Source organism: Falsirhodobacter halotolerans (assembly GCF_022899245.1).
GTDB classification, from domain to species: Bacteria; Pseudomonadota; Alphaproteobacteria; order Rhodobacterales; family Rhodobacteraceae; genus Falsirhodobacter; species Falsirhodobacter halotolerans.
In genome coordinates this window covers 1,208,661-1,233,006 of sequence record NZ_JALJAZ010000001.1, presented here as the reverse complement: position 1 = coordinate 1,233,006, position 24,346 = coordinate 1,208,661, and the positions used below count along the sequence as shown (strand labels likewise).

The following is a 24,346-nucleotide window of genomic DNA, read 5'->3' as shown; positions in this document are numbered from 1 at the left end:
TATTACCCCTCTAATCTGTGGCTTTTTCTATCCAATTTCGGCTTTGCGCACACAAACTACGTCCACCGGTCCTTAGGCGAGCCAGTCCCACCTTTCGACCTACCCCCCTGGGGTCAGCGGTTCGCGGGGTGCAGCGGATCGATCGGCCACCCGTCCGCGCCCTTCTCGACCGAGAACCCCCGCACCTCCTCACGCTGCTTGGCGCGGTCGTGGTGGTCGGGGCACAGCGTCTGCCAGTTCGCCCGATCCCAGAAGAGCGCGAGATCCCCGCGATGCGGCACGATGTGATCCACCACCAGAAAGCACCGGCGCGGATCGGCCTGCCGCAGACCGGCGGCGGTCAGCGACCCGTCATTGGTGATCCCCTGCTGGCGGCAGTACCGACACAACGGCTCCACCGCGAGATGCGCCAGACGCCCGTGCTTCCACCGCGCCGACTTGTAGAGCTTGCGATATTCGGCGCGCGTCTCGAACTTCGACATCGACGCAGCCTCCAGACATGGGAAAGCCCGCGAGGTGCGAACCTGCGGGCATGAAGCGGGCGTAATGGTGGATGATGACGAATCATATGCATCCCGTAGGACTAAGCGTCAATCCCCTTTGTTCGACCCACGATCAGAATACCCCGTCATCCGATCCAGCGCCGCCGCCAGCGCGTCTTTCAGTACCAGCCGATGCTTCGTCTCGGTCTGCCACCCATGCGCCTCCAGCACCGCCGTCAGGTCCATCCCGCCCAGGCACACCATGTCCACCAGCCGCCGATCGGCAATCCCGAGCCGTGTTCCCCGCGCTGAGGGCCGCACCCGCCGCACGACCATCGCCTGCCCTGCCCCGATCCGGGCGTGAATCCGGTCCAGCTCGCGCCCCTCGGCCACGAACGCATCCATGAACCCGCCGCCGTCACCGCCCCCGCCATCGGTCCGCGCCTCGACCGAGGAGCACTTCATCCCGCCCGCCGCATGCCGTTCGGTCAGCATGGCATAGCGCCGCGCCATCGCCACCTGCCCCGGCGAGAACGGCGGGATGAACGCCTCGTTGTCCCCACGCTTGGCATGCGCCGCCCGCGCCTGGTCGTTCATCACCTGCAAGCGGCACTGCCCTTCCCACCGCTGGCCGGTCACCACCGCATCCACCTGCCACACGCCGCGATCATCCTGCGCCAGATCAGGCGAGGCCTCCACGGCATCCACCAGCCGCATCGGCCCGCGCGCCGGGGCCACGGGCGCCACCTCCATCTCCACCGGCGGGGCGGCATGGACCAACCGGAAGTGCCGCGCCCGCGCCTCGGCCCGCTCCACCTGCCCCCGCTGCGCCGCCCGCGTGACCCGGTCCGCCTCGCGCCGCCCCAGCCGTTCGATCACACCGTCAAGGCTCGCCATAGCATCGGCCCAGGCATCGCGCACCACATGCCGCGCCAGCATCTCGAGGCTGCGCTCCTCCGCCCATGCCCGGAACCCCGCGATCTCCGCTGCCACCGTCGTCATGCCGTCATTCCCTCCTGTCTTGCGGCGCGGCGTTCCGCCCCCGTCCGCACAATGTCGTTCGCCATACGCTTGTCGGCCGCCCACGCCGCCATCCACTGCCGATCCTCAGGCGTGGCGGTATCGCGGCTGATCCGCCCCTCGATCAGAATGCGGGTGCGCTGGTTGGCATCCGCCTCCTCGTGGATCTTGCGCATGTCATAGGCCGAGGGCGGCACACCCCGCGCCCGCAGAAAGCGGAACAGCTCGACCAGATACCCACCCGCCAGCGCCGTCGGCCCTTCGACCGAGGCGAGCCAGCTGGTGAAGATACGGTTCTCCGCCGGGGGCTTGCCCTGCAGGTTGTTCGCGGTCTGCCGGATGTAGAGTTCGGACGGGCACTTGCCCTTCCACGCAGGCGTGGCATTCAGCACCAGTTCCGCCAGCGTGATCAGATTGTCGACGCGCATATAGGCCAGCCACTCGACCAGCCCCTTCATCATGTCGGCATAGCTGGCCTCGGTCATGCCCTTGGGCCGCTCCACCCCCGCATCGCGCAACCGCTGCACGAAGTGCACCCGCACCGCTTCCCGCCCCTCAGTGGCGTCGTCATGCTGTCCTGTCGTCATCGTCCGCGCCCTTTCTCAGCTTGACCACTTATCCACAGCCGACCGCCGTTTTCCTTCCGCGTTCCGGCCAAGGTTTTCCTGTCCTCTCGTTTCCTCTCGTGTCCTTTCAGAGTGGAACGAACCGGACCAAAAAAAGCGCGCGGATCGGCGCAATCCTTCCAAATTCCTTCCGGTTTCCTTCCGGGGAATTTCCAGTTCTTTCCAACGGAGGAAACGCGGAGGAAAACCGTCATGCCGGAACCACCTGCATCGCCATCATTTCCAGCGCCTCGCGAACGACGTTCGGGCGGCGCTGCTTCTCGGCAAAATGCTCCAGCAGGAACTGATCGAGGCGGATGACATAGAGGGTGTCTTCCGCCATGCCCTTGCTGGCACCGGCCCGGACCATCTGCGCGGGCAACGCCTCCAGCCGCTTGCGCTCACGATCTCCCGCGCGCTTGTCCATATGGGCCTCGCGCAGGTTCACCGCGCCCGCGACCATCTCCAGCGCGACAGGGTGATACAGACGCACCTTGCCGTTGTCGCACTGGCACCTTTTCCAATTGTAGAGCGGCCCGACCGTGCGCTCGCACAGGCCCCGCCACACGTCCAGCGGCACGTCGACCAGCTGCGCGAGGATACGGTCATCCGTGGGCAAAGTGCCGACGGGCGCCTGCCCCTGCGCCACGCAGAACAGATCGAACGCGACCGCCCGCACCTCGCGATCGGCAAGGCTGCGGAAGTCGCTGTCCATCCAGCGCTTGTAATGCCACGTCATGAAAAAATGGCTGTCGAGCCGTTCCGTCGCCGGGATCGGATACTGGAATAGCTCGCTGGTGTCGACGGGCTGGAAACTGCGGACGGCGCTGGTCATCCCATCACCCGCAAATTGACCAGCGTTCGCACGGCACCCCAACCGAGCATTTCCGCTCGCTCCGCCAATCGCGTGCGGGCTTCCGGCCAGCCGTCGCCCATGAGCACATGCGGGGCGACGTGCTGCACATGGACGAACGCCGCCAGCCGATCGGCAAAGGCCAGCCACGCCCGCTCCTTGGACGACAGCGTCCAGCGCAGCCCCATCCCCTCCAATGCGTCCTGCTCCCACGCCTCATGCTGGCGGGCGAGCGCCGGGGCCGCGTCTTTAAACGGCCCTGGCAGATCACCCACCATCATCTCACCACAGTCGTGATGCAGCGCCGCGCGGATCAGATCGATCGATGGCGCGGGATGCGCGGCGAAAATGATCTGCGCCACCAGGGCGTGATGATGCGCGACCGTATCGCCCACATGCGCCAGATTGGGGTTCGCGTGAAACCGGCGGACATAGCCGGAGCGGAGAATGGAATGAAGGCTCATGCCGACCTCGCCATGGCCCGTTCCCGAACGGCGCATTCCGCCATTTCGCGACCGAGCTTAATCTGGAAGTAATCATCGATGGTGATGCGCTTCCCACCCCGCGCGAACTTCCGCAGGCCAAGCCGCCGTGCGGTTTCGGTTAGAGTGGATAAAAACGGTGTCCCATAGCGCGCGCGCAACTGCGAGGGCTGAACGCCCGCATCCCACATGGCCGAGAATTTGACCACGGGGACGCAGAAACAGCGACCGGTCTTACGCTTTGGAAACCCGCGACGCCGGGCGCGGTCGAGAAGCGCCGCGCGTGTGATCCCAATTGAGGCCGCAGCTTCTGCAACGGACATGGATTCGTCCATCCAGGCTTGCCGCAAAGTGGCGACGGACAGCGTCTGATACCGGACCCCGGTCAAAGCCCGCCCTCCAACTCGGCCACGAATGCCAGCGTCAGCGGCCCGGGCACCGCGATGGTCACCGCCATGCCGCCATGCACCTCCACACGTTCTGTCAAATATCCATCCCGATCCGACGCCGCCTGCGCAGCCGCCTGGAATGCGACCACCCGCGACCGCCCATCCGGCAGGCGCGCGGCAAGGCGATCGATTTCGGCGCAGACGGCCACCCATTCGGCTTGGCCGAGAGCATAGACGCGAGTGTATTTCTGGCTCATTCCCGCGCCTCCAGCGTGTCGATCAGCCTGTCTGCCGTCTCGCGCACGTCATGAAGCTCCTTAATCGCCCGCGCCCTCTCCGCAGCGGTATGCGCGGTCAGGACGGCATTCATCGCCTCGCCGTATTCCTTCGACAGGTCCGCCGCGCCCACGATATGGCAGGCCAAGACTTCCGGGTCATCATCCAGCGAGGACAACCAGGCGAACACCGGACGCTCCCCCGCCGCCTCTTGGAGCGCGATCACGTCGGTGACCGACCAGTCCAATTGGCCGGCCTTCTTCTTCGTCAACGTGCCCTTGGAGACGGGATGACCCCACCGCGCCTCCAGCACCGCACAGGCTGCCTCGTACCCGCCGACCTTCGCGATCAGCTTCGACATGAAGGCCGACAGGATCATGCGTTCATCCGGCACGGGAAACCTCGTTTTCTTGTTGGGGGTTGGCGGCGGGCGCATATCCATCGTTGGAAGGCTGGTCTTCAATCATGAAACCGGCTTCGCGCGCGACTGCGAGGTCTTCAAAAGTTAATACGGCCCCGCGTTTCGCGGCCGCTTGAATGAGGTAACGATCATACCGTGGCGGAATTGAGCCTCGCTGCTTCCAAGAGGCGACCGTGGGATACGGTCGGTCTATGTCCCTCGCCAGGTCAACCAGAGTAGGCCAGATGCTGAATATACGTTCCATACCACAGCGCTACGCATATTGCGTAACGTTGTCAATAAGCCAATCACTCAGTGCGAGACGCAATATGCGTAGTTATGATTGCCCATTATTATACGGGGCAAGGCAAATGCTGGAAGATATGGGGGACCAACGGGAAGCGGTCGCCGCTCGGCTGGCGCGAGTGAGGGCGATCATGGACCTCGACAAGAAGACATTTGCCGAAAAGGCAGGTCTCACACAGCAGACATATGGCCCATTCGAAAACGCTTCGCGTGACTTGTCACTGGACGCTGCGAAAAAGCTTCGTAAGGCCTATGGCTTAACGCTAGAGTTCATGTACTTCGGAAAGACCGACGATCTTCCGCATAAGATTGCAGCCAAGCTATAAGGCAAGCCATCGGTTAAATCCGCCCAAAAATCGAGAGGGAGCCCGGTCTCAGCGCGCGCTCTCTTCATCTCGCAAAGCAACGCTGCATCCTCGTCGATCTCCATAACTCCGCCTGTTCGTTCTTATTTGGTTCACGCTAAACAAACTCATTACCGGTCGTCAATTCTGAACATCGCCACGTTCTACATTTTCTAACTATACGCAATATGCGTACTTTTATCGTTGACAATACGCATAATGCGTAGTTCTGTGACGTCCATCGAACCCCGATGGAGACAGACCCTTGTTCAACATCCCCGACCACCCGCGCCCCGCCGTATCCACGGCCCTGCGCGCCCCGCAGTCCCTGATTAACGCCCGCCGCATCCGGCGTGAGGCGCTGATCCGCAGCCTGCCCACCTTACTCCGCACCGCCCTGATCCTCGCCGCCGTCGCCGTAGCGGGGGTGCTGGGCGGCTGCGCGCTTGAACGCACCGCCGCCATCCTGCTCCACACGCTGGATCAGGCCGAACTTTATCGGGGGATGTGAGCATGACCCGCCGCCACATCTCCGATGCCGTCCGGCGCGAGGCGCAAGCCTTCTGCATCTGGTCCTACGCCACCGCCCGCGACTGGGACCTGACCCTGCGCGAACTGGCCGAGGCGCTGGACCTCAAGCTGATTGCCGTCCGCAACACCTGCAACAAGCGCGGCTGGTCTCGCCGCCTGCGCAGCGACACGCAGGACCATGACCTGTCCGACATCGAGGACGGCGCCCCCGACGACATCATGGCCGCGCTGGCCTGATCCCATCCCCGGCGGGAGGGGGACGATCCCGCAACTGCTCTGACCTCAAACGCCCTCGCCTTCGGGCGGGGGCCTTTTCCCCGAGGATCGCCATGACCGCGCCCACCCCCACACAGTCCGAAACGGATATGGCCCGCTCTACGCTCTACAGCCGTGTCACCACGGATGCGGAACGGAAGGCGGCGGTCGAGATCCTGTCGCACAGCACCCATACCTTGGACCGCTTCCTGATCCGCGAGGTCGGCGGCAGCGCGCCCTCTATTCGCCCTGACATGGCGCAGATCACGCCAGACGATCCGCCCAAACGGCTGGAACCGGGAGGGCCGTATGGATGGGCCGCCGTCATCGCCATCGCCACCATCTTCTTCGCCGCGATCGCCATCATCGGCAGCCTGTCGATCGCGCCCGACGCCACCAAGCATTTCCTGACCTTCGGAGGACGCATCCAATGATGGCCGTCATGAAAAAGCCGCACACGGGATCCGCATACGGCATAACTAATCCAGCGATGCGCATGGATACTTTGGGGTGGCGCACCCCCAAAGCTTATCAAGCAGATCGCCGATCTGACCTATGGCGCATGGCCAAAATTGCTTTCGGCATACGAATAACAGCCCTACTGAACTTCGGAAATGCGATTTTCCAGCCCGACATTTTCCAGACGAAAACGGCCGATGCGACAGCGTTTAAAACAATGAGGATGTTGACGTGCAACGCATCACCTAGGATGAACTCCTGCCAGCCAGACGGGATCATAGAGCCATTTTCCACATACCACGCCATCAATATTGCTCAGATCAGGATGATCCGATGCCCACCAAACGCGACAAAACGGATGTTGTTCCGTGGTCTGATCACAGGAATTCACCATAATTTTACAAAGTTGCAGGCGGCTGTATGACCCAAAACACCAGCACCGCCGTCATGCAGCGCCGGGTGGAGCCGCATCACAGCCTGGACGACTATCCCACGCCCCCATGGGCCACGCGCGCCCTGTGCGAATGGCTTTTTGCCGAGGGGCTGGCTGAACGGGCGGACGAGGTGCGCGAGCCGGCCGCCAATCGCGGGCACATGGTTCGACCTCTCCGGGAATACTTTAAACAGGTCGAAGCGTCGGACGTTCACGACTACGGCGCGGGCTATCCCGTTCGGGCCTATCTGGAAATGCTCCCCCCGCCCATGGTGGACTGGACAATCACCAATCCGCCCTTCCGCTTGGGCGAGGACTTCGCACTCCGTGCGATCGAGACGAGCTGCAAGGGCTGCGCCCTGATCGTCCGCAGCGCCTTTACCGAGGGGATGGGGCGGCACCGCTACCTATTCGGCCCCTACCGGCCCCGTGCCATTCTACAGTTCACCGAACGGGTGGTGATGGTGAAGGGGCGGTTGGACGCGAAGATTACCAGCGCCACGGCCTACAGCTGGATTGTCTGGACACCCGGCTGGACCGACCGAACGCAATACGACTGGATCGCCCCCTGCCGGAAGCGGCTGGAGCGGGCGACGGATTACACGATGGAGGTGGGATGATGGGGCGCGCAGCCTTCACTAAAGCCAGCGTGGTACGCGCGATCGAGGCCGCAAAAGAAGCAGGGGTCGAGGTTGGCACTGTCGAAATTCTTTCCGATGGCACCATTCGTATCATCAGGACCGTTGCGGACGTGAAGCCCGCACCGGCAGTGTCTACAGATCTTAAACGATGGGCGGGATAGCTGATATGAAACACAGGTTCGACGGGTGGTTCATGGAGCGCCTGCCCTCCGGCAATATCCGTCACAGGGTGCGCGTTGAAGGGCGCAAAGCGATCAAGATCACCATTCCAGTCGGTCCCGATCATCCCGACTTTATTGAACACTATTACGCCGCGCGCGCAGGTGGGAAATGGACGCCGGAAGTGAAGCCCTCGGTCCCGGCGCACTCTCTGCGCTGGCTGGTTGATGCATATCTGATGAACCTATCGGCGGAGGTCGATGCGAAACTGAAATCAGCGAGCACATTGCGTCAGCGGCGGAGCCAGCTCACGCGTCTATGCGACATCCCGGATCGGGACGGCACACCCTACGGGGATCTGCATCTCGACATGCCGCAAGCGGCGTTCGTGCAGGTAAGGGATCACATGATCCGCACCCCTGCGGAAGCTGACAATACGATGAAGGCTGTCCGCGCGATGTATGAGTTCGCAATCGAACGCCGCGACACCTATGGCGTCGAGACGAACCCGGCAAAGGGAATTCGGAAGATCCATATCAGTGCCGGCGGAACGAAACCCTGGACCGCGTCGGATTTGAAGGCGTTTCGAGAAACGCATCCCGCCGGCACCATGCCGCACCTATGGCTTACCCTGCTGATGATGACAGGCTGCCGTATTGGCGATGCCCGAATTCTCGGACGCGGCCACGAGGTCCAGCGCGATGGCATTACATGGCTGGAGTGGCAACCTGGGAAGAAAGGCTCGGCACCGGTCACCCTGCCGATGGCCCCTCCCCTGCAACGCGCGGTCCGCAACATGGTGGTGCAAGGTGAAACTTACCTTCTGTCGGAGCGCGGCAGGCCATTCGGCACCGTAGAAAGCCTAAGGCAGCGGGTCCGCCGCTGGTGTGATGCTGCGGGCCTTGTCGAGCGTTCGTCCCACGGCCTGCGGAAAGCCTTGGCAGAGCTGCTGGCCGAAGTCGGATGCTCGGATCATCAGATCATGTCGGTGCTTGCGCACACGAATCCAAACACGACGGCGATCTACACGAGGGGGGCCAAACGGCGCGTTCTGGCGCTCGATGCGATGGCGGCGCTGGACCGCATAAATTGGTAAGTGCCCCACGGCCCGAAAATATGGGGCACTTGGGCCAATTAAACATACCGATGTAAGGTGTAATGGTGCCCCCAGACGGACTCGAACCGCCGACCCGCTGATTACAAATCAGCCGCTCTACCAGCTGAGCTATAGAGGCACTGGGCGTTGTGTAGATAATGCAAATTTCCTTGGCAAGAGAGGATATCAGATTTTGGTTCCCGAGCGCCTGCACCGAAGGTATACCCGACATCATGACTGAGAGCGACGCCATGAAGATCAGCATTCACATCGGGGTTCACTGCACGGACGAGGAACGTCTCATCCGATGTCTTCGTCGGAACGCAGAGATGCTGGACAATCACGATGTCGTCGTCCCGGATCCCGATACGTACCGCGCGCTGCTGCGGGACACGACGGGGGCGTTGCAAGGACAGACAGCCTCTCAGGCGACGCAGGATATGGTGCTGGAACAGATCGTCGATGACGGCGACCTGCCGGAGCGTATGGTTCTTGCATGGGACAGCTTCCTGTCCTTTCCGCAATGGGCGCTGCGCGAAAGGCTTTATCCCGCGGCGGCCGAACGGGTGCGCGGCCTGATACACATCTTCGCCGCACATGAGGTCGAGTTCTTCCTGTCCATCCGCAACCCCGCGCTGTTCCTGCCGGACCTGCTGGCCAAGCAGCATGGCAAGGATTACGCGACATTCGTCGGCAATACCGACCTTTTGGGGCTGCGTTGGTCGGACATGATCGGCGACATGGTGGCCCGCAACTCCAATCTGCGTCTGACGGTCTGGTGCGACGAGGATGCCCCTTGTCTGACGCCCGACATCCTGGCCGCGATGACCGGGATCGAGGATGGCACGGCACTGACCGGCTGGGACGATCTTCTGGCGCGGCTGATGGACGAAGACGGCCTTCACCGACTTCGTTCGGCGCTGGCGGAAGGTCCGGCGGACCGTCGCGCCGTGATCGCGGACCATGTTGCGCGATTCATCCGCCCCGACATGGTCGAGGCGGAGTTCGACATGCCCGCCTGGGATCAGGGCATGGTTGACCGCATGGGCGAACTTTACGAACAGGATCTGGGCCGCATCGCGGCCATGCCGGGGGTCACATTCCTGACCCCCTGACGGTCACTGCATACCCAGGGCGGCCTTGTACATGTCCATGATCGCCTCTTCCTCGGCAATCTCGTCCGGTTTGCGGCGGCGAAGGGCAATGACCTTCTTCATCACCTTGGTGTCGTAACCGCGGCCCTTGGCTTCGGCCATCAACTCCTTTTGCTGTTCGTTCACGTCCTTTTTCTCGGACTCCAACTGCTCGAACCGTTCGATGAACTGGCGCAGTTCATCGGCCGTGACGTTATAGCTGTCGAGGGGGTCACTCATGTTCGTTCCGTATCATACTGTCTTTGCGGTGAATTCAGGTGCATGGCGCGGGCGCTGCGGACGCAGGGCCGTCGGATCGCCATACCCGAGGTTGATCAGCATTCCCACCTCCCAATCCGGGTGGTCGGCCAGAAACGCTTCGGCGATCTTGTCTTTGAAGATGCCCGACATTGGCCCGCAATCCAGCCCCAAAGCGCGCGCCGCGAGTATGAAATACCCCGCCTGAAGCGCCCCGTTCTGCAGGGCGCTGTCGTGGGCCATGTCGGGCGCGTTTCCAAACATACCCGCCGCGTCGAACCCCGGCGCCGCGTCGGCCATGTGCTTCCAGAAGCCAAGGTCATAGCACAGGATCGCGGTCACGGGGGCCGCCATCGTCTTGTCCACGTTTCCACCCATCAGGCCGGGCCGCAGCTTTTCCTTCCCCTCGGCCGAACGCACGAAGATCACGCGCAGGGGCTGCTGGTTGAAGGCCGTGGGGCCGTTCGACGCAAGCTCGATCACCTGTCGCAGCAGGTCGTCCGTCACAGGATCGTTCTGCCATCCGTTATGGGTGCGGGCGGTGCGGAACAGGATGTCCTGCGCCTCCGGTGTCAGTGTGGCCATGATGATCCCTCCGTCGGCTTGCCTGTGGGCTGCGGACGGGTTACGCCCTGTCGCACCAAATTGGAAGGGGGCGTGGAATGGGGTGGCTGGTCTATGGCGGGGCCGCGCTGTGTCTTGCCGGTATCTTGGGACTGGTCCGATGCATCCAGCTTGCGCTGCGCACCCGGAATGAGGGGCTGGACGATGCTGCCCTTCAGGCCCGGTTCCAGAAGCTCACGATTCTGAACACCGTCGCGCTGGGCGTGTCGGCCTTGGGCTTGATGCTGGTGATCTTCGGCCTCATCCTGTCCTGACGGCCATTGCGCCCGTCCGGCTGCCCCGCTACGCTCGGTCCAACCCGACCGGAGGAGCCTGTCATGGACATTCGACCCATCACCGACACCTATGCCGTATCGCCGCAAATCCGGCCCGAGGATGTGACGGCGATCCGCGACGCGGGATATACGACCGTGATCGACAACAGGCCCGACGGCGAAATCACCCAAGATCTTCAAACCGATGCCATGCGGCAAGCTGTCGAGGATGCGGGCCTGACGTTTGTCGCGAACCCGGTGATCGGCGGCCAGATGACGATGGACAACGTCGAGGCGCAGCGCAAGGCAATGACGGAGGCAACGGGCCCGGTCTTTGCCTATTGCGCGTCGGGCACGCGCAGTTCGGTGGTTTGGGCGCTGGCCAATGCCCGCTACCTGCCGGTGGAGGAGTTGATCGCCCTGCCCGCACGTCACGGCTATCAGCTGGATCATCTGCGCCCGATGCTGGAACGCCTGCACGACGTCTGATCAGGAGGCATCCCGCAAGGTGACCACGTTGCCGGGTGCCGCCTCCTCCGCAGCGGGTGTCACCCGCACGGCGCGCATCCCCCGGTGCTGCCCCAAACGTCCCCGCGCCAAGGACGCGCCACGCGTCCCCTCGATCGCCAGATCCTGCACGGTGGCCCCCGCCAGCGGCAGGGTCGCGCCTTCGCGCAGGGCCATGACCGTGGCCAGCGGCAGGGTCATACGACACAAAACCGCCTGCATCACGGCTTCCGTCGACAGGACCTGTTGGCGCAGGTCATGGCTGAACCGCCGATCACGATCGGATCGAACGCTCGCGGACATGCGGGAGGGAAGGAAAAGAAGAACGTCCCCCGTCCGCAGGCCACCGCCAAGCCCCACGCTCCCGCCCACTTGGCGATAATCCCCCGACAGCGCGGCCAGACGGCCCAAGCCCGCGCCAACGCGAAACCCCTCCAGCGTGGCAAGATCGTCATCCTGCGCCAGACCTTCCTCCGCCAAGGCGAGGGTGTGGTCGAGCCAGGGTTGAAGCAACATGGCATCCGTGCGCGTCGGGGTCCGTGCGGCCTGCGTCGCGGTGATGCGACCCGACAACTGCCACTCCACCACCCCCTGCGCCAATCCAGCGCCGATGACCGCCGCCCCCACCGCCCCATCCTCGCGCGCGAGGGGCAGCACCAAGGCCCCTTCGGCGACGGTCTTGCGAAGGTCTTCCACCGGCCCGGCGGCAGAGGGCGTCCCCGAAACCACCGCCTCAAGCCCCAGGACGTCGCGCGCCGCGCGGGTCAGCGCCCGGGGCCATTCCGTATCGGCCCCGGCAAGGTCGGATCGTGCGGTTCCCAGTTTCAGTCGTGCCACCTGCGCCCCCATGCCATTGCCCCCGTTTTCCACAAAACTCCCTAACAGGGGCTTAAACCGCGCAGATTATTGCCGCATCTGACCTGTCGCGACACATCGCCCCTTGCGCAAGGGGGCGTTTCTCAAGCACCTGATCGCGTCCTGATCCATTGTGAGGTCTGCTTTGTCCGTTTCCATGTCCCGGCTTTTCTCCGCCACGGCCCTGAGCCTTGCCTTCTTGGCCCCTCTCGCCCATGCCCAGACCGCCCCGGTCGTGCCCGCCACGTCCGAAACCCGGTTCGGAGAGGAGGCGCCGTTCAGCTTCGACATTCTGGCCGACCGCGCGCGCGATCTGTCCACCCGCCCTTATGTCGAGGCGCCGATCCACCACCCCGACATTCTGGAAAAGATTGATTTCACGGCCCATTGGAAGATTCTCTTCGACAATGACCAGACGGTCGATGTGGGCGAGGCACCGGTTCAGTTCTTCCATCTCGGCACCTATTTCCGCCAACCCGTCCGCATCTTCGGCGTCGATAATGGGCAGGCGCGCGAATTCACTTATCACCGCGACTATTTCAAGATGCCCGATGACAGCCCGGCCCGCGAACTGGGCGACGACATGGGCTTTGCCGGCTTTCGCATCATGCGCCGGGACCTGAAGACGGACTGGATCTCGTTTCTCGGCGGGTCCTATTTCCGCACGGACGGGTTTGCCCGCCAATACGGTCAATCGGCCCGAGGCCTTGCGATAAACACCGGCCTGTCCCAGCCCGAGGAGTTTCCGCGGTTCACCGAATTCTATCTGGAGGAGCCGCAGGACCCAACGGCGGATGTCGTCGTCTATGCCCTGCTGGACAGCCCCAGCGTCGCCGGCGCCTATCGCATGCGGATGTCGAACCAGAACGGTCTGGGTCAGATCATCGACGTGCAAACCCGCCTGTTCTTCCGCGACGGCGTGGAGCGGCTGGGTGTCGCGCCCTTGACGTCGATGTTCTGGTTTTCGGAAAGCAACCGTTTCGCCGCGTCGGACTGGCGGCCAGAGGTGCATGACACCGACGGTCTTCTGATGCTGACCGGCAGGGGCGAGGAAATCTGGCGTCCGCTGAACAACCCCGACCGCGTCGTCACATCCAGCTTTGCCGACAGTAACCCGCGCGGGTTCGGCCTGATGCAGCGCGACCGCAATTTCGAAAACTATCAGGACGATGGCATCTTCTACGATCGCCGTCCCTCGGTCTGGATCGAGCCGACCTCGGATTGGGGCGACGGGGCCGTGACCCTGGTCGAACTGCCCACCGATGACGAGGTTTACGACAACATCGTCGCCTTCTGGAACCCCGCGCAGAAACCGGCGGCGGGGCAGGAGATGGACTTCAACTATACCATGCATTGGGGAAAGGACGCGCCGATCCCCTACACGGTCGCCCGCACCACCGCGACCCGCATCGGCGAAGGCGGATATCCGGGGAATGAGCGTCCGAAGAATCAGATCAAGGTGCAGGTGGAATTCACGGGCGACATCCTCAAAGGGCTGACGTCCGAGGATGTGGAGTTCCACATCGACCTGCCCGAGGGCACCGAGGCGATCGACCCCGGTGCCATTCCCGTGGTGGGCAAGGACGGAACGTTCCGGATGACCTTCGATGTGCGGTCGGATGCCCAGACCCTCGACGTCCGGGCCTATCTCGCCTCCCCCTCGGGCGAGCCGCTGACCGAAACGTGGTTGGGCCAGATCCATCCGGCCCAGATCGCCTATCTTCGGGGCGAATGACCTCTCATGCCAAGGCGGGCGAGGCGCACAGGTTGCGCAGCGCCTCCGCGGCAAGGGTAAAGCTGTGTTTGCGGGCAGTGGGGTCGTGGATCATGCTCGTCACGATCATCTCGTCCGGTTGATACCGGTCGACCAGCGCGCGCAGCTCGTCCCGGACGGTATCTGGGGTGCCTGTGGCCGAAACCGACAAGGCCTCGCGCGCGCTGGCAAGATAAGGGGCGGGCACCACCGCCTCCACATCCCGCACCGGACGCGGCAACTTGCCGGGTCGGCCAAGACGCAGGTTGGCAAAGGCCTGCAGTTGTGAGGATTTGACGAACTCCGCCTCCTCCGCCGTGTCGGCGGCAAACACGCCCGCCGCCATCATGAAATAGGGTGTGTCGAGGAAGCGGGACGGCTGGAAGGTCTGGCGATAGGTTTCGGCCGCCGCCTCCAGCGCCGCCGGGGCGAAATGCGAGGCGAAGGCATAGGGAAGACCCAAGTAGGCCGCCAACTGCGCGCCATAAAGGCTCGAGCCGAGAATCCATACGGGCACACGGGTTCCGGTTCCCGGAATGGCCTGGACGGTCGCATCCAGGGCCGCATCGTCGAAATAATTGATCAGCTCGACGACATCTTGCGGAAAATTGTCCCCGGCATCCATATTACGGCGCAGCGCGCGCGCCGTCTGCATATCCGTGCCCGGCGCACGCCCCACCCCCAAATCGATCCGGTTGGGATAAAGTGTCGCCAGCGTTCCGAACTGTTCGGCGATCATCAGGGGCGTATGGTTCGGCAGCATGATCCCACCTGCCCCCAATCGGATGCGCGACGTGCTCGCCGCGACATGCCCGATGACGACGGAGGTCGCCGCGGACGCGATCCCCGGCATGTTGTGATGCTCTGCCAGCCAAAAGCGGTGATAGCCCAAGGCCTCGGCATGGCGGGCCAGATCCAGCGTGCTTTGCAACGCGTCCGCCGTCGTGGACCCTTCGGGCACCGGCGACAGGTCGAGTATCGAATATTTCTGCATGGGAACGTCCTCTTTCCCCCCATATAGGCGGTCGAACGTTCGGTTAAAGTGTCAGCCGACGATATGCGACCAGAGCCAGCCCAGAACGTTGCCCCCGATCTCTCCCGATTTCGGGATGACGAAGGCCCAGGCAAGCGAGCCGACGAAATTCCATCCGGAAAACCGAAGAAACGGCATGCGCGAAATGCCCGCCAGCAGAAAGACAACCGCCCGCAGGGGGCCGAAAAAATGACCGATCAACAGCGCCGACCCGCCCCATTTGGCAAAGGCCGCGCGCCCGCGCTCGGCCATCAGCGGATCGCGCGACATCGGCCATTGGGACAGGATCCACAGACCGTACCGCCGCCCCAGCCACCAGCTGACGGTGGACCCCAGAACGGCGCCGATCGATCCGCCGGCCCATATTGGAAACAGATCCACCCCGCCCGTGGCGGCCAAGGCCCCCACCCCCACAAGGATGGCGGTGGAGGGTATCAGGATCGAGATCACGGGCATCGTTTCGGCCAAGGCAAAAAACAGGGCGATCCAGAACGCCCATGCGCTGTGCGCTTCGACGAAGCCGATCACGCTGTCGATCATCTGTTCCATCGCTCGCTCCGCGTCGGCCTGATGCCACCGTGGGTATCCTGCGCATCCCGGTCCTGCAAGACAGGGATTTGAGCGCTTTCCCTATGGATATTCGTCGCGTATAAGGCCGCATGATGCGCGCTGGACGTGCAAGACCCTGCAACAAGGCCGAACGGCCGGATCCCCGAGGATGGTATGAGCAAACATTCTTCCGAAAACGACGTCGCTTTCATTCAGGCCCTTGCCGAACTGCTGAACGCCAACGAACTTACCGAACTGTCGGTCAAGCGTGAATATGGCGAGGACGACAGTCTGGATGTGCGCGTCGTGAAGCAGGTGAATGTCGTGACGACGGCCGCCGCGCCGTCGATGCCCGCCATGGCCGCCCCGGCGCCCGTGTCCGCCCCCGCCCCGACCGCCGCCTCCACGCCGTCGGACGATCCCGCCCAGCATCCGGGTGCCGTGACCTCGCCCATGGTCGGCACCGCCTATCTGGCCGCCGAACCGGGCGCCGCCCCCTTCGTGACGGTCGGGGCGACCGTGTCCGAAGGTCAGACCCTCATGATCATCGAGGCGATGAAGACAATGAACCACATTCCCGCGCCCAAGGCCGGCACGGTCAAGCGCATCGTCGTGGCCGACGGCACCCCGGTGGAGTTCGGCGCGCCCCTGATGATCGTCGAGTGAGGCACGGATGTTTTCCAAAATCCTGATCGCCAACCGCGGCGAAATCGCCCTGCGCGTCATCCGCGCCTGCCGCGAGATGGGCATCACCTCGGTGGCTGTGCATTCGACCGCCGACAGCGATGCGATGCATGTGCGCATGGCCGACGAATCCGTCTGCATCGGCCCGGCGCCGTCGTCGGAAAGCTATCTGAAAAAGGCGGCGATCATCTCGGCTTGCGAGATTTCGGGGGCCGAGGCGGTTCACCCCGGTTACGGCTTTCTTTCGGAAAACGAAGGGTTCGCGCAGGCGCTGGCGGACCACGGCATCACCTTTATCGGCCCGACGGCGGAACATATCCGCATCATGGGCGACAAGATCACCGCCAAGGAAACCGCGAAAGCCCTGGGCATTCCGGTGGTTCCCGGATCCGACGGCGGCGTGCCGGATTACGAGACGGCGATCGGCGTTGCGGAAGCGATCGGCTTTCCGGTAATCATCAAGGCGACTGCCGGTGGCGGCGGGCGCGGCATGAAAGTGGCCCGCACCCCTGCCGAGCTTGAGGTCGCCTTCCGCACCGCCCGTTCCGAAGCCAAGGTCGCTTTCGGCAACGACGAAGTCTATATTGAGAAATACCTTCAAAAACCGCGCCATATCGAGATTCAGGTTTTCGGTGACGGCAAGGGCAATGCGGTTCATTTGGGTGAACGCGACTGTTCGCTTCAACGCCGCCACCAGAAGGTGTTCGAGGAAGCTCCCGGCCCCTGCATCACCCCGGAACTGCGCGCCAAGATCGGCAAGATCTGCGCCGACGCCGTGGCCGCGATCAAGTACATCGGCGCAGGCACGATCGAATTCCTGTATGAAGATGGCGAGTTCTATTTCATTGAGATGAACACCCGCCTTCAGGTCGAACATCCGGTCACCGAGGCGATCTATGGCATCGATCTGGTGCGCGAGCAGATCCGCGTGGCCTCCGGTCTGCCGCTGTCGTTTACGCAGGACGAGCTGGTCATCAACGGCCACGCGATCGAAGTGCGGATCAACGCCGAACGCCTTCCGAACTTCGCGCCGTGCCCGGGCCGTGTGAACGTCTACCACGCGCCGGGTGGGTTGGGGGTCCGCATGGATTCCGCACTCTACAGCGGGTATTCGATCCCCCCCTATTACGACAGCCTCATCGGCAAGCTGATCGTGCATGGGCGGGATCGGGATGAGGCGTTGGCGCGCCTGAACCGCGCTTTGGGCGAATTGATCGTCGATGGTGTGGACACGACGGTCCCGCTGTTCCATGCCCTGCTGGAAAACCCCGATATCCAATCGGGGGATTACAACATCCACTGGCTTGAAAAATGGCTGGAGGCCACGTTCGGCAAATAATGCTGACGACCGATCTCCTCTTGCGCGCCTATGCCATCGGGCTTTTCCCGATGGCCGAAAGCCGCGAGAGTGAGACCCTGCACTGGATCGATCCCCCCCTGCGGGGGATTTTTCCGTTGGACAGGTTTCACATTTCCCGATCCTTGCGCCGAGCTCTTCTACGGTCGGATTACGACATTCGTGTGGACACGGATTTTGCAGAAACCGTGTTGGCCTGTGCGGACCGACCGGAAACCTGGATCAACCCCGCCATTCTTGACGTTTTCAACGACCTCCACCGCCATGGCCACGCCCATTCGATCGAGGTATGGCGCAATGGCATCATGATTGGCGGGGTTTACGGCCTCGCACTGGGAACAGCGTTCTTCGGAGAGAGCATGTTCTCGCGGGAGCGGGACGCGTCGAAGATCGCTTTGGCCTGGCTGGTTCATCGCTTGCGCGCGGGGCGCTTCACCCTGTTCGACACACAATTTCTGACCCCCCATCTGCAAACTCTGGGGGGCGTCGAAATCCCCAAAATGGAGTATGTGCAACGGCTGGAGGCGGCGATCCGGGGGAACGGAGTGTTTGCCCCAAGCGAATATGCGCCCACGCGGGCGCAGGTCGCGGATCAGTTCGTGCAGGACAGAACCCACACGTCATAGCGAGGATGCTCCAACGCCGATATAGCCGGGCTGGACGCGATCATCCACCCCGAAAACACCGGCACCGATGTGCGGGTGTCGTTTATCGTCAGATGCGCGAACGCATCCGATGTCGGATCGTTGGCCGGTGCACGGCAGTCATCCATCTGCAAGGTCAGGAAACCGAAGGTGACCGATTGTCCGCGGGACAGGTTCACGTCATCGGTCGCGCCAGTGACCTTGTCGATCCACCGCAGCTGCCCGCCCGTGGTTGACACCGCACCAGAGGCCTGCCCCCAAGCGGCCCCCGCCACCATCATGGCACAGACAAAGGGGACGGCCAGCTTCATGGCAATGCAGTATCCACCGACGGCGCACTCTGCGCCGTATTGTCATCACTTCCACGATTGCCCACAAACGCCATGAGGAGCGAGATCAGGCTTACCGATCCTTGCGTGTCTTCAATCTCCTCGCCCGGGGCGAGGTTTTCCAAGGCCCCGCCAGGCTGAATTTCAACGAAGTTTCCACCCAGCAACCCTTCGGAAGAAATCAAAAGGGAGGAGTCCGTGGGCACTTGGATATGGTCGGGCACGCTGATGGTGGCATCGGCGAAAAATGTCTGCGGGTTCAGCGATATATCCGTGACGGTGCCAATCCGCACGCCCGCCAGCCGCACGTCGGTTCCGACCCCAATCCCGTCGGCGGTTCGGAAACTTCCGTGCAGGGGATAGCTGGACCCCGTGCCGCCCAATCCGGCAATCTGCCCGGCATAGACGATGAACCCGACAGCGGCGGCCAGAACCGCGCCGCCGACAAATACTTCTGCGGTGTTGTAAGTCATTCAGGCTGCCATGCTTCGTAATCGCGACGCGGCGCCGGAGCTTCGCGCCGAAGGGATCCGGCGGGCGCGTAAGCTGCCGGCGTTCCGGTCAGGTTTTCCTGATGCGGCTTTTCCCATTCCCGTCGAACAAACGGCGCAACGGTGGGGGGGGCCGCGAACGTGTGGTGCAGCCAGCCATGCCAAGCCGCGTCCACACGGCTTGCCTCGGCTTCCCCGTTATAGATCACCCAACGCCGCTTGCCGTCCTTGGTTTGATAAAAGACGTTGCCCTGGCTGTCTTCGCCCACCTTCTGGCCGAACCGCCATGTCCAGAACTGGGTGTTGATCGTCTGACCATTCCACCAGGTCAAGACGCGCATCAGAGTTTTCAGCATCGGCCCCTCCGCCAGTTGCCATGTCTATGGCATGATACGGATGGCGGGGACAGCCCCGCCACCGAAACGTGACTTATCCTGCCGAGGCCGGCTCTTTCTTTTCGGTATGCACGATCAACGGCTTCGTGCCCTTGGTCACCGCGTCTTCATTCACCACAACCTCACCCACATTCGACAGGCCGGGAAGGTCGAACATGGTGTCCAGCAGGATGTCCTCCATGATGGAACGAAGACCACGCGCGCCGGTCTTGCGCTTGATCGCGCGCTTGGCGATCGCGCTCAGCGCGTCGTCGGTGAAGGTCAGCTGCGTGCCCTCGATATCGAACAGACGCTGATACTGCTTGACCAATGCGTTCTTCGGCTCCGTCAAAATGGTGATCAGCGCCGGTTCGTCCAGATCGTTCAGGGTGGCGATCACGGGCAGACGTCCGACGAATTCCGGGATAAGGCCGAATTTCAGCAGATCCTCAGGCTCCAACTGGGCGAACAGCTCCCCCACGCCCCGCGCGTCGGGATCCTTCACGTCAGCGCCAAAGCCGATGCCCGACCCCTTGCCGCGTTGGGCAATGATCCGATCCAGACCGGCAAACGCCCCGCCGCAGATGAACAGGATGTTCGTCGTATCCACCTGCAGGAATTCCTGCTGCGGATGCTTGCGCCCACCCTGGGGCGGAACCGATGCCACGGTTCCTTCCATGATCTTCAACAGCGCCTGCTGCACCCCCTCGCCCGAGACGTCGCGGGTGATCGACGGGTTGTCCGACTTGCGCGTGATCTTGTCGACCTCGTCGATATAGACGATGCCGCGCTGCGCGCGCTCGACATTGTATTCGGACGCCTGAAGCAACTTCAGAATGATGTTTTCAACATCCTCGCCCACATACCCCGCCTCGGTCAGGGTGGTGGCGTCCGCCATGGTGAAGGGCACGTCCAGAATGCGGGCCAAGGTCTGCGCAAGCAGCGTCTTGCCGCAGCCCGTGGGGCCGATCAGCAGGATGTTCGACTTCGACAGTTCGATATCGGTCTTCGACGAGTGGTTCAGCCGCTTGTAATGGTTGTGAACCGCAACCGACAGAACGCGTTTGGCATGGATCTGACCGATGACATAATCGTCCAGAACCTTGCAGATTTCCAACGGTGTCGGCACGCCGCCGGTCGATTTCAGGCCACTGGCCTTCGTCTCCTCGCGGATGATGTCCATGCACAGTTCAACGCATTCGTCGCAGATGAAAACGGTCGGCCCGGCGATCAGTTTGCGCACCTCGTGCTGGCTCTTGCCGCAGAACGAGCAATAAAGGGTGTTCTTGCTGTCGCCGCCGGTGGTGTTGGCCATGGTCGTCCTCTGGATAGCGCCGGCCCGACACGTCCGGACCGGGCATTGGGTGTAGAATGTAGGCCAGTCCCCCGGCCTTCACAATCGCAAATTCGACGGAAGTCAGACGGTGGCGTCGACCTTGCCGCGGTTTTCCACGATCTCGTCGATCAGGCCCCAGGCCTTCGCGTCTTCGGCCGACATGAAATTGTCACGCTCCAACGCGGCCTCGACAGTCTCGTAATCGTTGCCCGTATGACGGACGTAGATTTCGTTCAAACGACGCTTCAGTTTCTCGGTCTCACGCGCATGGATCATGATATCCGTGGCCTGCCCCTGATAACCGCCCGAGGGTTGGTGCACCATGACCCGGCTGTTGGGCAGGCTGAACCGCATGCCCTTTTCTCCTGCGGTCAGAAGCAGGCTGCCCATCGATGCCGCCTGCCCGATCACAAGGGTCGAAACCTTCGGCTTGATGTATTGCATCGTGTCGTAGATCGACAGGCCGGAGGTCACGACGCCGCCGGGGCTGTTGATATACATGCTGATTTCCTTGGAGGGGTTTTCCGCCTCAAGGAAAAGGAGTTGCGCGCAGATCAGGCTGGACATGCCGTCATGAACCGGACCGGACAGAAAGATGATCCGCTCCTTCAACATGCGCGAGAAGATGTCATAGGCCCGCTCGCCCCGGCTGGTCTGTTCGACCACCATCGGGACCAGCATGTTCATGTAAGTGTCGATCGGGTCTTTCATTCGCCTGTCCCTTATTCCTGCCGGAACCATGCCGGAGCTTCAGCACAAGTCTTAGTCATGCCATCCACCGCCCGCAAGGGCACCCCACCCGAAAGGCCCCGACGCATGTCGCCAAATGAACGAGAGAAACCGGCGTGGCGATGGGCGAACGGACCAGAATCCCCCGCTTATCAACCAGATGTCGGCTTGTCACAGGACAGCCAATGGCGATGGTCTCGGAGTTGGCCGGAGCGTGCCGAGCCACCATCACTCCCGATCGGTGCCGCGTCCCTCTTTTATGTCCCGCAACGGCGTATCATCCACGGCCCGGCTGTGGCCGTCATCACGCTGATTGTATTTATCCGTCGAGGTCGCGACCGTCTCTCCCGTCGGCAGGTCCGAGGGTTGCTTGCTCTCTTCCGCAGACCGCTGATCCGGAAAGTCGGTTCTGACCGACGCCGGATCATGACGCTGGGCGCGCTGGTCGATCTCCTTCGTCATCAGTTCTGCTCCGTGACATCCGAATTCGGTTTGCCCTTCGTCTTGGCGGGGTTCATGGCGTCGAACTCGCTTGGATCATGCGCGGAACCTTCTGCCTCCGCCTGAGCATTCTCGCGCCGCTTGGGCTCATCACGTTTCACGTGTGCGGGTTTGGGTTTGTTGGCCATTTCAGGGTCCTCCTGCAGAGGAAACGGCCGAACAGGTGCGATGTTCCGCGCGTCAGGCCAAACGGACGCAAGCCCGAAGCCACACCAACGCGAATCCAAGTGCGATCAATGCCCTACAGGCCAAGCACCGAATGTGCCGCGACAAACGCTATGAACGGTAAATGGCGCACCCAGCACGATTCGAACGTGCGACCTCTGCCTTCGGAGGGCAGCGCTCTATCCAGCTGAGCTATGGGTGCCTTGCGGTGGTCTCTAGCAGGGCGGAAAGGCGGTGGCAAGCGCCCTTCAACCAAAGAGATCGCGACAAAGATCCAGACCCGACATCAGCGCGTCGACATCGTCCGTGGTATTATACATTCCAAAGCTCGCGCGGCAGGTCGCGCCCACGCCAAGATGCTGCAAAAGCGGCAGGGCGCAATGGGTTCCAGCCCGCACGGCGATCCCGCGCTGGTCCAGCACGGTGGAGATGTCGTGCGCATGGGCCGCCCCATCCAGCGTGAACGAAAATATCGCACCCTTGTCCGGCGTGTCGCCCTGAACCTTCACCCAATTCCGTTTCGAAAACTCCTGCCGGGCATAGTCGCGCAACGCCGCTTCATGTTCGGCGATGGCGGGCATCCCCACGCCCATGAGATAGGTCAACGCCGCCCCGAAACCCGTCTGCGACACGATGGACGGCGTTCCCGCCTCCAGCATCAGCGGCGGGCGGGCATAAGTGACCGTATCGCGGGTGACCGTTTCGATCATGTCCCCGCCGCCCAGAAATGGACGAAGCTCCCCCATCCGCTCCGGCGCAACATAAAGCGCCCCCGACCCCGATGGCCCGTAGAGTTTATGGCCCGTAATGGCATAGAAATCGCAGCCGATGGCCTGAACATCCACCGGCCCGTGCACGGCCCCCTGCGACCCGTCCACCAGCACCGGCACGCCCTTCTGGCGGGCACCGGCGCAGATGGCCGCCACATCCACCCGCGTCCCCGTCACGTTCGACATCTGCGTCACGGCCACCAGACGCGTTCGCGGCCCGATCGCGTCGATCACCGCCTGCGGATCAACAGCTCCGTTGGCGTCGCACTCCACCCATTTCAGAACCACCCCCTGCCGTTCGCGCAGGAAATGCCACGGGACGATGTTGGCGTGATGCTCAAGCACCGTCAGGACGATTTCGTCCCCCGCCGCGAATCGCGGTGCGGCCCAGGCATAGGACACAAGGTTGATCGCCTCCGTCGTGCCAGAGGTGAAGATGACATTGTTCGGGTTGGACGCATTCAGAAACCGCGCGACCGTGCCCCGCACCGCCTCGTATTTCTCGGTCGCGATGGTGGACAGGGTGTGCAGTCCCCGGTGCACATTGGCATATTCCAACGAATAGGCCTGAGTGACCGCGTCGATGACCACCTGCGGCTTCTGCGCCGAGGCGCCATTGTCCAGATACACCAGCGGCTTGCCATTCACCTGCCGCGCCAGGATCGGGAAATCGCGGCGTATGGCGTCGATATCATACATTCGGAGGTCCAATCACCAAAGCCGCCAGAACAGACAGCCCGAGGATGAGGACCGCCATCGTTCCGAACATCCCCAAGAGCACGAGCGCAAGCGATTTGAAACCATGCAGCTCGCAGATGAAATTCGTCACCATCCAGACCGCCCACAACACGAACAGAGTGCCGGCAATATCCGCCACCCCCACCGATACGGTGCCAATAAGGAGGAGAGCGGCCTGCACCGGCACAAGACACAGCTGAAACCAGGACAGCGTAACCAACGCCCCGGCAAACGAGCCGTGCCCGCCGCGCCACCGCCCCGCGACATGGGTCAACCAGACGAACAGCAGAACCGCCGCCGCCTGCACCCCGAACACCGCAAAGGGCGACAGCATCTGACCGCCGGCCATCTGAACCATCTCCGGTTCAAGCGCGAAGCTCAAGACCAGGATGATAGCCGGGCAGATGGTGGCCAGACCGAACAAAGCCCACCGCGCCTGATCCCCCCATGGCAGGTTCAACACGATCCTGATCCCGCCGCGCGGATCGCGCAGCGAAAGCACCATGAGGGGAAGAAGCATGGATGGCATGG

36 protein-coding genes and 2 tRNA genes are annotated in these 24,346 nt (G+C 62.7%); 14 read left to right on the top strand and 24 right to left on the bottom strand.

Going from position 1 to position 24,346, the window contains the following annotated elements:
• Window positions 1-113: 113 nt before the first annotated feature.
• From MU449_RS06570 to MU449_RS06535, 8 genes are all read right to left on the bottom strand, one after another.
• Window positions 114-482: an HNH endonuclease signature motif containing protein gene (locus MU449_RS06570; RefSeq protein ID WP_244737209.1), complete on the bottom strand. Its 369-nt coding sequence runs from the start codon at window positions 480-482 to the stop codon at window positions 114-116.
• 108 nt (window positions 483-590) lie between these two features.
• Window positions 591-1,484, bottom strand: a complete 894-nt coding sequence (locus MU449_RS06565; protein ID WP_244737208.1) for a hypothetical protein — start codon at window positions 1,482-1,484, stop codon at window positions 591-593.
• Window positions 1,481-2,089 carry a hypothetical protein gene (locus MU449_RS06560; protein WP_244737207.1) on the bottom strand — a complete coding sequence of 203 codons (609 nt, stop codon included), beginning with the start codon at window positions 2,087-2,089 and terminating at the stop codon, window positions 1,481-1,483. The genes MU449_RS06565 and MU449_RS06560 overlap by 4 nt, the downstream gene beginning before the upstream one ends.
• A gap of 229 nt (window positions 2,090-2,318) precedes the next feature.
• Window positions 2,319-2,942, bottom strand: a complete 624-nt coding sequence (locus MU449_RS06555; protein WP_244737205.1) for a hypothetical protein — start codon at window positions 2,940-2,942, stop codon at window positions 2,319-2,321.
• On the bottom strand, window positions 2,939-3,424 hold the full coding sequence (locus MU449_RS06550; RefSeq protein ID WP_244737204.1) for a YfbR-like 5'-deoxynucleotidase: 486 nt from the start codon (window positions 3,422-3,424) through the stop codon (window positions 2,939-2,941). Before MU449_RS06550 ends, MU449_RS06555 begins: the two co-directional genes overlap by 4 nt.
• A complete protein-coding gene (locus tag MU449_RS06545) occupies window positions 3,421-3,765 on the bottom strand; it encodes a hypothetical protein (protein ID WP_244737203.1) in 345 nt (114 codons plus the stop codon). The genes MU449_RS06550 and MU449_RS06545 overlap by 4 nt, the downstream gene beginning before the upstream one ends.
• Window positions 3,766-3,827: 62 nt before the next feature.
• Window positions 3,828-4,088, bottom strand: a complete 261-nt coding sequence (locus MU449_RS06540) for a hypothetical protein (protein ID WP_244737202.1) — start codon at window positions 4,086-4,088, stop codon at window positions 3,828-3,830.
• Complete coding sequence (locus MU449_RS06535) at window positions 4,085-4,501, bottom strand: hypothetical protein (protein ID WP_244737201.1); 417 nt, start codon at window positions 4,499-4,501, stop codon at window positions 4,085-4,087. Before MU449_RS06535 ends, MU449_RS06540 begins: the two co-directional genes overlap by 4 nt.
• Before the next feature lie 377 nt (window positions 4,502-4,878).
• On the opposite strand from MU449_RS06535, the gene MU449_RS06530 reads away from it, so the two are divergent.
• The 7 genes from MU449_RS06530 (at window position 4,879) to MU449_RS06500 (ending at window position 8,731) form a co-directional block, all read left to right on the top strand.
• Window positions 4,879-5,139, top strand: a complete 261-nt coding sequence (locus MU449_RS06530; protein WP_244737200.1) for a helix-turn-helix domain-containing protein — start codon at window positions 4,879-4,881, stop codon at window positions 5,137-5,139.
• Window positions 5,140-5,422: 283 nt separating this feature from the next.
• Window positions 5,423-5,668, top strand: a complete 246-nt coding sequence (locus tag MU449_RS06525; RefSeq protein WP_244737199.1) for a hypothetical protein — start codon at window positions 5,423-5,425, stop codon at window positions 5,666-5,668.
• Between the two features lie 2 nt (window positions 5,669-5,670).
• On the top strand, window positions 5,671-5,925 hold the full coding sequence (locus MU449_RS06520) for a hypothetical protein (RefSeq protein ID WP_244737198.1): 255 nt from the start codon (window positions 5,671-5,673) through the stop codon (window positions 5,923-5,925).
• Between the two features lie 92 nt (window positions 5,926-6,017).
• Window positions 6,018-6,377: a hypothetical protein gene (locus MU449_RS06515; RefSeq protein WP_244737197.1), complete on the top strand. Its 360-nt coding sequence runs from the start codon at window positions 6,018-6,020 to the stop codon at window positions 6,375-6,377.
• Window positions 6,374-6,826: a hypothetical protein gene (locus tag MU449_RS06510; RefSeq protein ID WP_244737196.1), complete on the top strand. Its 453-nt coding sequence runs from the start codon at window positions 6,374-6,376 to the stop codon at window positions 6,824-6,826. The genes MU449_RS06515 and MU449_RS06510 overlap by 4 nt, the downstream gene beginning before the upstream one ends.
• Window positions 6,823-7,455, top strand: a complete 633-nt coding sequence (locus MU449_RS06505; RefSeq protein WP_244737195.1) for a hypothetical protein — start codon at window positions 6,823-6,825, stop codon at window positions 7,453-7,455. The genes MU449_RS06510 and MU449_RS06505 overlap by 4 nt, the downstream gene beginning before the upstream one ends.
• Before the next feature lie 214 nt (window positions 7,456-7,669).
• On the top strand, window positions 7,670-8,731 hold the full coding sequence (locus MU449_RS06500; RefSeq protein ID WP_244737194.1) for a site-specific integrase: 1,062 nt from the start codon (window positions 7,670-7,672) through the stop codon (window positions 8,729-8,731).
• Window positions 8,732-8,794: 63 nt separating this feature from the next.
• On the opposite strand, the gene MU449_RS06495 is transcribed toward MU449_RS06500, so the two are convergent.
• Window positions 8,795-8,870, bottom strand: a tRNA-Thr gene (locus MU449_RS06495).
• Between the two features lie 190 nt (window positions 8,871-9,060).
• Here MU449_RS06495 and MU449_RS06490 point away from each other — a divergent pair.
• Window positions 9,061-9,846, top strand: coding sequence for a hypothetical protein (locus MU449_RS06490; protein WP_244737193.1), 786 nt, complete (start codon window positions 9,061-9,063; stop codon window positions 9,844-9,846).
• A gap of 3 nt (window positions 9,847-9,849) precedes the next feature.
• On the opposite strand, the gene MU449_RS06485 is transcribed toward MU449_RS06490, so the two are convergent.
• Window positions 9,850-10,104 carry a DUF2312 domain-containing protein gene (locus MU449_RS06485; protein WP_244737191.1) on the bottom strand — a complete coding sequence of 85 codons (255 nt, stop codon included), beginning with the start codon at window positions 10,102-10,104 and terminating at the stop codon, window positions 9,850-9,852.
• A 12-nt stretch (window positions 10,105-10,116) separates the two neighbouring features.
• A complete protein-coding gene (locus tag MU449_RS06480; protein ID WP_244737190.1) occupies window positions 10,117-10,707 on the bottom strand; it encodes a malonic semialdehyde reductase in 591 nt (196 codons plus the stop codon).
• A gap of 77 nt (window positions 10,708-10,784) precedes the next feature.
• Here MU449_RS06480 and MU449_RS06475 point away from each other — a divergent pair, with 77 nt between their 5' ends.
• Together MU449_RS06475 and MU449_RS06470 are read left to right on the top strand one after the other, a co-directional pair.
• Entirely contained in the window at window positions 10,785-11,000 is a 216-nt protein-coding gene (locus MU449_RS06475) for a hypothetical protein (RefSeq protein ID WP_244737189.1), read from the top strand.
• 63 nt (window positions 11,001-11,063) lie between these two features.
• On the top strand, window positions 11,064-11,489 hold the full coding sequence (locus MU449_RS06470; RefSeq protein WP_244737188.1) for a protein tyrosine phosphatase family protein: 426 nt from the start codon (window positions 11,064-11,066) through the stop codon (window positions 11,487-11,489).
• Here MU449_RS06470 and MU449_RS06465 read toward each other — a convergent pair whose 3' ends face one another.
• Window positions 11,490-12,344, bottom strand: a complete 855-nt coding sequence (locus tag MU449_RS06465) for a FliM/FliN family flagellar motor switch protein (protein ID WP_244737187.1) — start codon at window positions 12,342-12,344, stop codon at window positions 11,490-11,492.
• A gap of 175 nt (window positions 12,345-12,519) precedes the next feature.
• Between MU449_RS06465 and MU449_RS06460 the strand changes: the two genes are divergently transcribed.
• Window positions 12,520-14,097 (top strand): OpgD/OpgG family glucan biosynthesis protein, encoded by a 1,578-nt coding sequence (locus MU449_RS06460; protein WP_244737186.1) that lies wholly within the window; start codon window positions 12,520-12,522, stop codon window positions 14,095-14,097.
• Between the two features lie 4 nt (window positions 14,098-14,101).
• Here MU449_RS06460 and MU449_RS06455 read toward each other — a convergent pair whose 3' ends face one another.
• Both MU449_RS06455 and MU449_RS06450 read right to left on the bottom strand, forming a co-directional pair.
• Window positions 14,102-15,109, bottom strand: coding sequence for an LLM class flavin-dependent oxidoreductase (locus MU449_RS06455; RefSeq protein WP_244737185.1), 1,008 nt, complete (start codon window positions 15,107-15,109; stop codon window positions 14,102-14,104).
• A gap of 51 nt (window positions 15,110-15,160) precedes the next feature.
• A complete protein-coding gene (locus MU449_RS06450; RefSeq protein WP_244737183.1) occupies window positions 15,161-15,697 on the bottom strand; it encodes a DedA family protein in 537 nt (178 codons plus the stop codon).
• 174 nt (window positions 15,698-15,871) lie between these two features.
• Here MU449_RS06450 and accB point away from each other — a divergent pair, with 174 nt between their 5' ends.
• From accB to aat, 3 genes are read left to right on the top strand one after another with little or no spacing between them, the layout of a single operon-like run.
• Entirely contained in the window at window positions 15,872-16,363 is a 492-nt protein-coding gene (gene accB / locus MU449_RS06445; RefSeq protein ID WP_244737182.1) for an acetyl-CoA carboxylase biotin carboxyl carrier protein, read from the top strand.
• Window positions 16,364-16,370: 7 nt separating this feature from the next.
• Window positions 16,371-17,720: an acetyl-CoA carboxylase biotin carboxylase subunit gene (accC, locus tag MU449_RS06440; RefSeq protein WP_244737181.1), complete on the top strand. Its 1,350-nt coding sequence runs from the start codon at window positions 16,371-16,373 to the stop codon at window positions 17,718-17,720.
• Window positions 17,720-18,364, top strand: coding sequence for a leucyl/phenylalanyl-tRNA--protein transferase (gene aat / locus MU449_RS06435; RefSeq protein ID WP_244737180.1), 645 nt, complete (start codon window positions 17,720-17,722; stop codon window positions 18,362-18,364). The genes accC and aat overlap by 1 nt, the downstream gene beginning before the upstream one ends.
• Here the strand turns inward: aat and MU449_RS06430 are convergent.
• The 10 genes from MU449_RS06430 to MU449_RS06385 form a co-directional block, all read right to left on the bottom strand.
• Window positions 18,331-18,693: a DUF2155 domain-containing protein gene (locus MU449_RS06430; protein WP_244737179.1), complete on the bottom strand. Its 363-nt coding sequence runs from the start codon at window positions 18,691-18,693 to the stop codon at window positions 18,331-18,333. The genes aat and MU449_RS06430 overlap by 34 nt on opposite strands.
• Complete coding sequence (mlaD, locus tag MU449_RS06425) at window positions 18,690-19,184, bottom strand: outer membrane lipid asymmetry maintenance protein MlaD (RefSeq protein ID WP_244737178.1); 495 nt, start codon at window positions 19,182-19,184, stop codon at window positions 18,690-18,692. Before mlaD ends, MU449_RS06430 begins: the two co-directional genes overlap by 4 nt.
• On the bottom strand, window positions 19,181-19,558 hold the full coding sequence (locus MU449_RS06420; protein ID WP_244737177.1) for an NADH:ubiquinone oxidoreductase subunit NDUFA12: 378 nt from the start codon (window positions 19,556-19,558) through the stop codon (window positions 19,181-19,183). Before MU449_RS06420 ends, mlaD begins: the two co-directional genes overlap by 4 nt.
• 73 nt (window positions 19,559-19,631) lie before the next feature.
• Window positions 19,632-20,891 (bottom strand): ATP-dependent Clp protease ATP-binding subunit ClpX, encoded by a 1,260-nt coding sequence (clpX, locus tag MU449_RS06415; protein ID WP_244737176.1) that lies wholly within the window; start codon window positions 20,889-20,891, stop codon window positions 19,632-19,634.
• Between the two features lie 102 nt (window positions 20,892-20,993).
• Window positions 20,994-21,623, bottom strand: a complete 630-nt coding sequence (locus MU449_RS06410; RefSeq protein ID WP_244737174.1) for an ATP-dependent Clp protease proteolytic subunit — start codon at window positions 21,621-21,623, stop codon at window positions 20,994-20,996.
• Window positions 21,624-21,869: 246 nt separating this feature from the next.
• Complete coding sequence (locus MU449_RS06405; protein WP_244737172.1) at window positions 21,870-22,103, bottom strand: hypothetical protein; 234 nt, start codon at window positions 22,101-22,103, stop codon at window positions 21,870-21,872.
• Window positions 22,103-22,270, bottom strand: a complete 168-nt coding sequence (locus MU449_RS06400; protein ID WP_244737171.1) for a hypothetical protein — start codon at window positions 22,268-22,270, stop codon at window positions 22,103-22,105. Before MU449_RS06400 ends, MU449_RS06405 begins: the two co-directional genes overlap by 1 nt.
• A gap of 162 nt (window positions 22,271-22,432) precedes the next feature.
• Window positions 22,433-22,509 (bottom strand) — tRNA-Arg (locus tag MU449_RS06395).
• Between the two features lie 46 nt (window positions 22,510-22,555).
• Window positions 22,556-23,776: a cysteine desulfurase gene (locus tag MU449_RS06390; RefSeq protein ID WP_244737170.1), complete on the bottom strand. Its 1,221-nt coding sequence runs from the start codon at window positions 23,774-23,776 to the stop codon at window positions 22,556-22,558.
• The gene (locus MU449_RS06385; protein WP_244737169.1) at window positions 23,769-24,344 is read right to left on the bottom strand and encodes a YIP1 family protein; all 576 of its coding nucleotides are present in this window, start codon (window positions 24,342-24,344) and stop codon (window positions 23,769-23,771) included. Before MU449_RS06385 ends, MU449_RS06390 begins: the two co-directional genes overlap by 8 nt.
• Window positions 24,345-24,346: the final 2 nt, after the last annotated feature.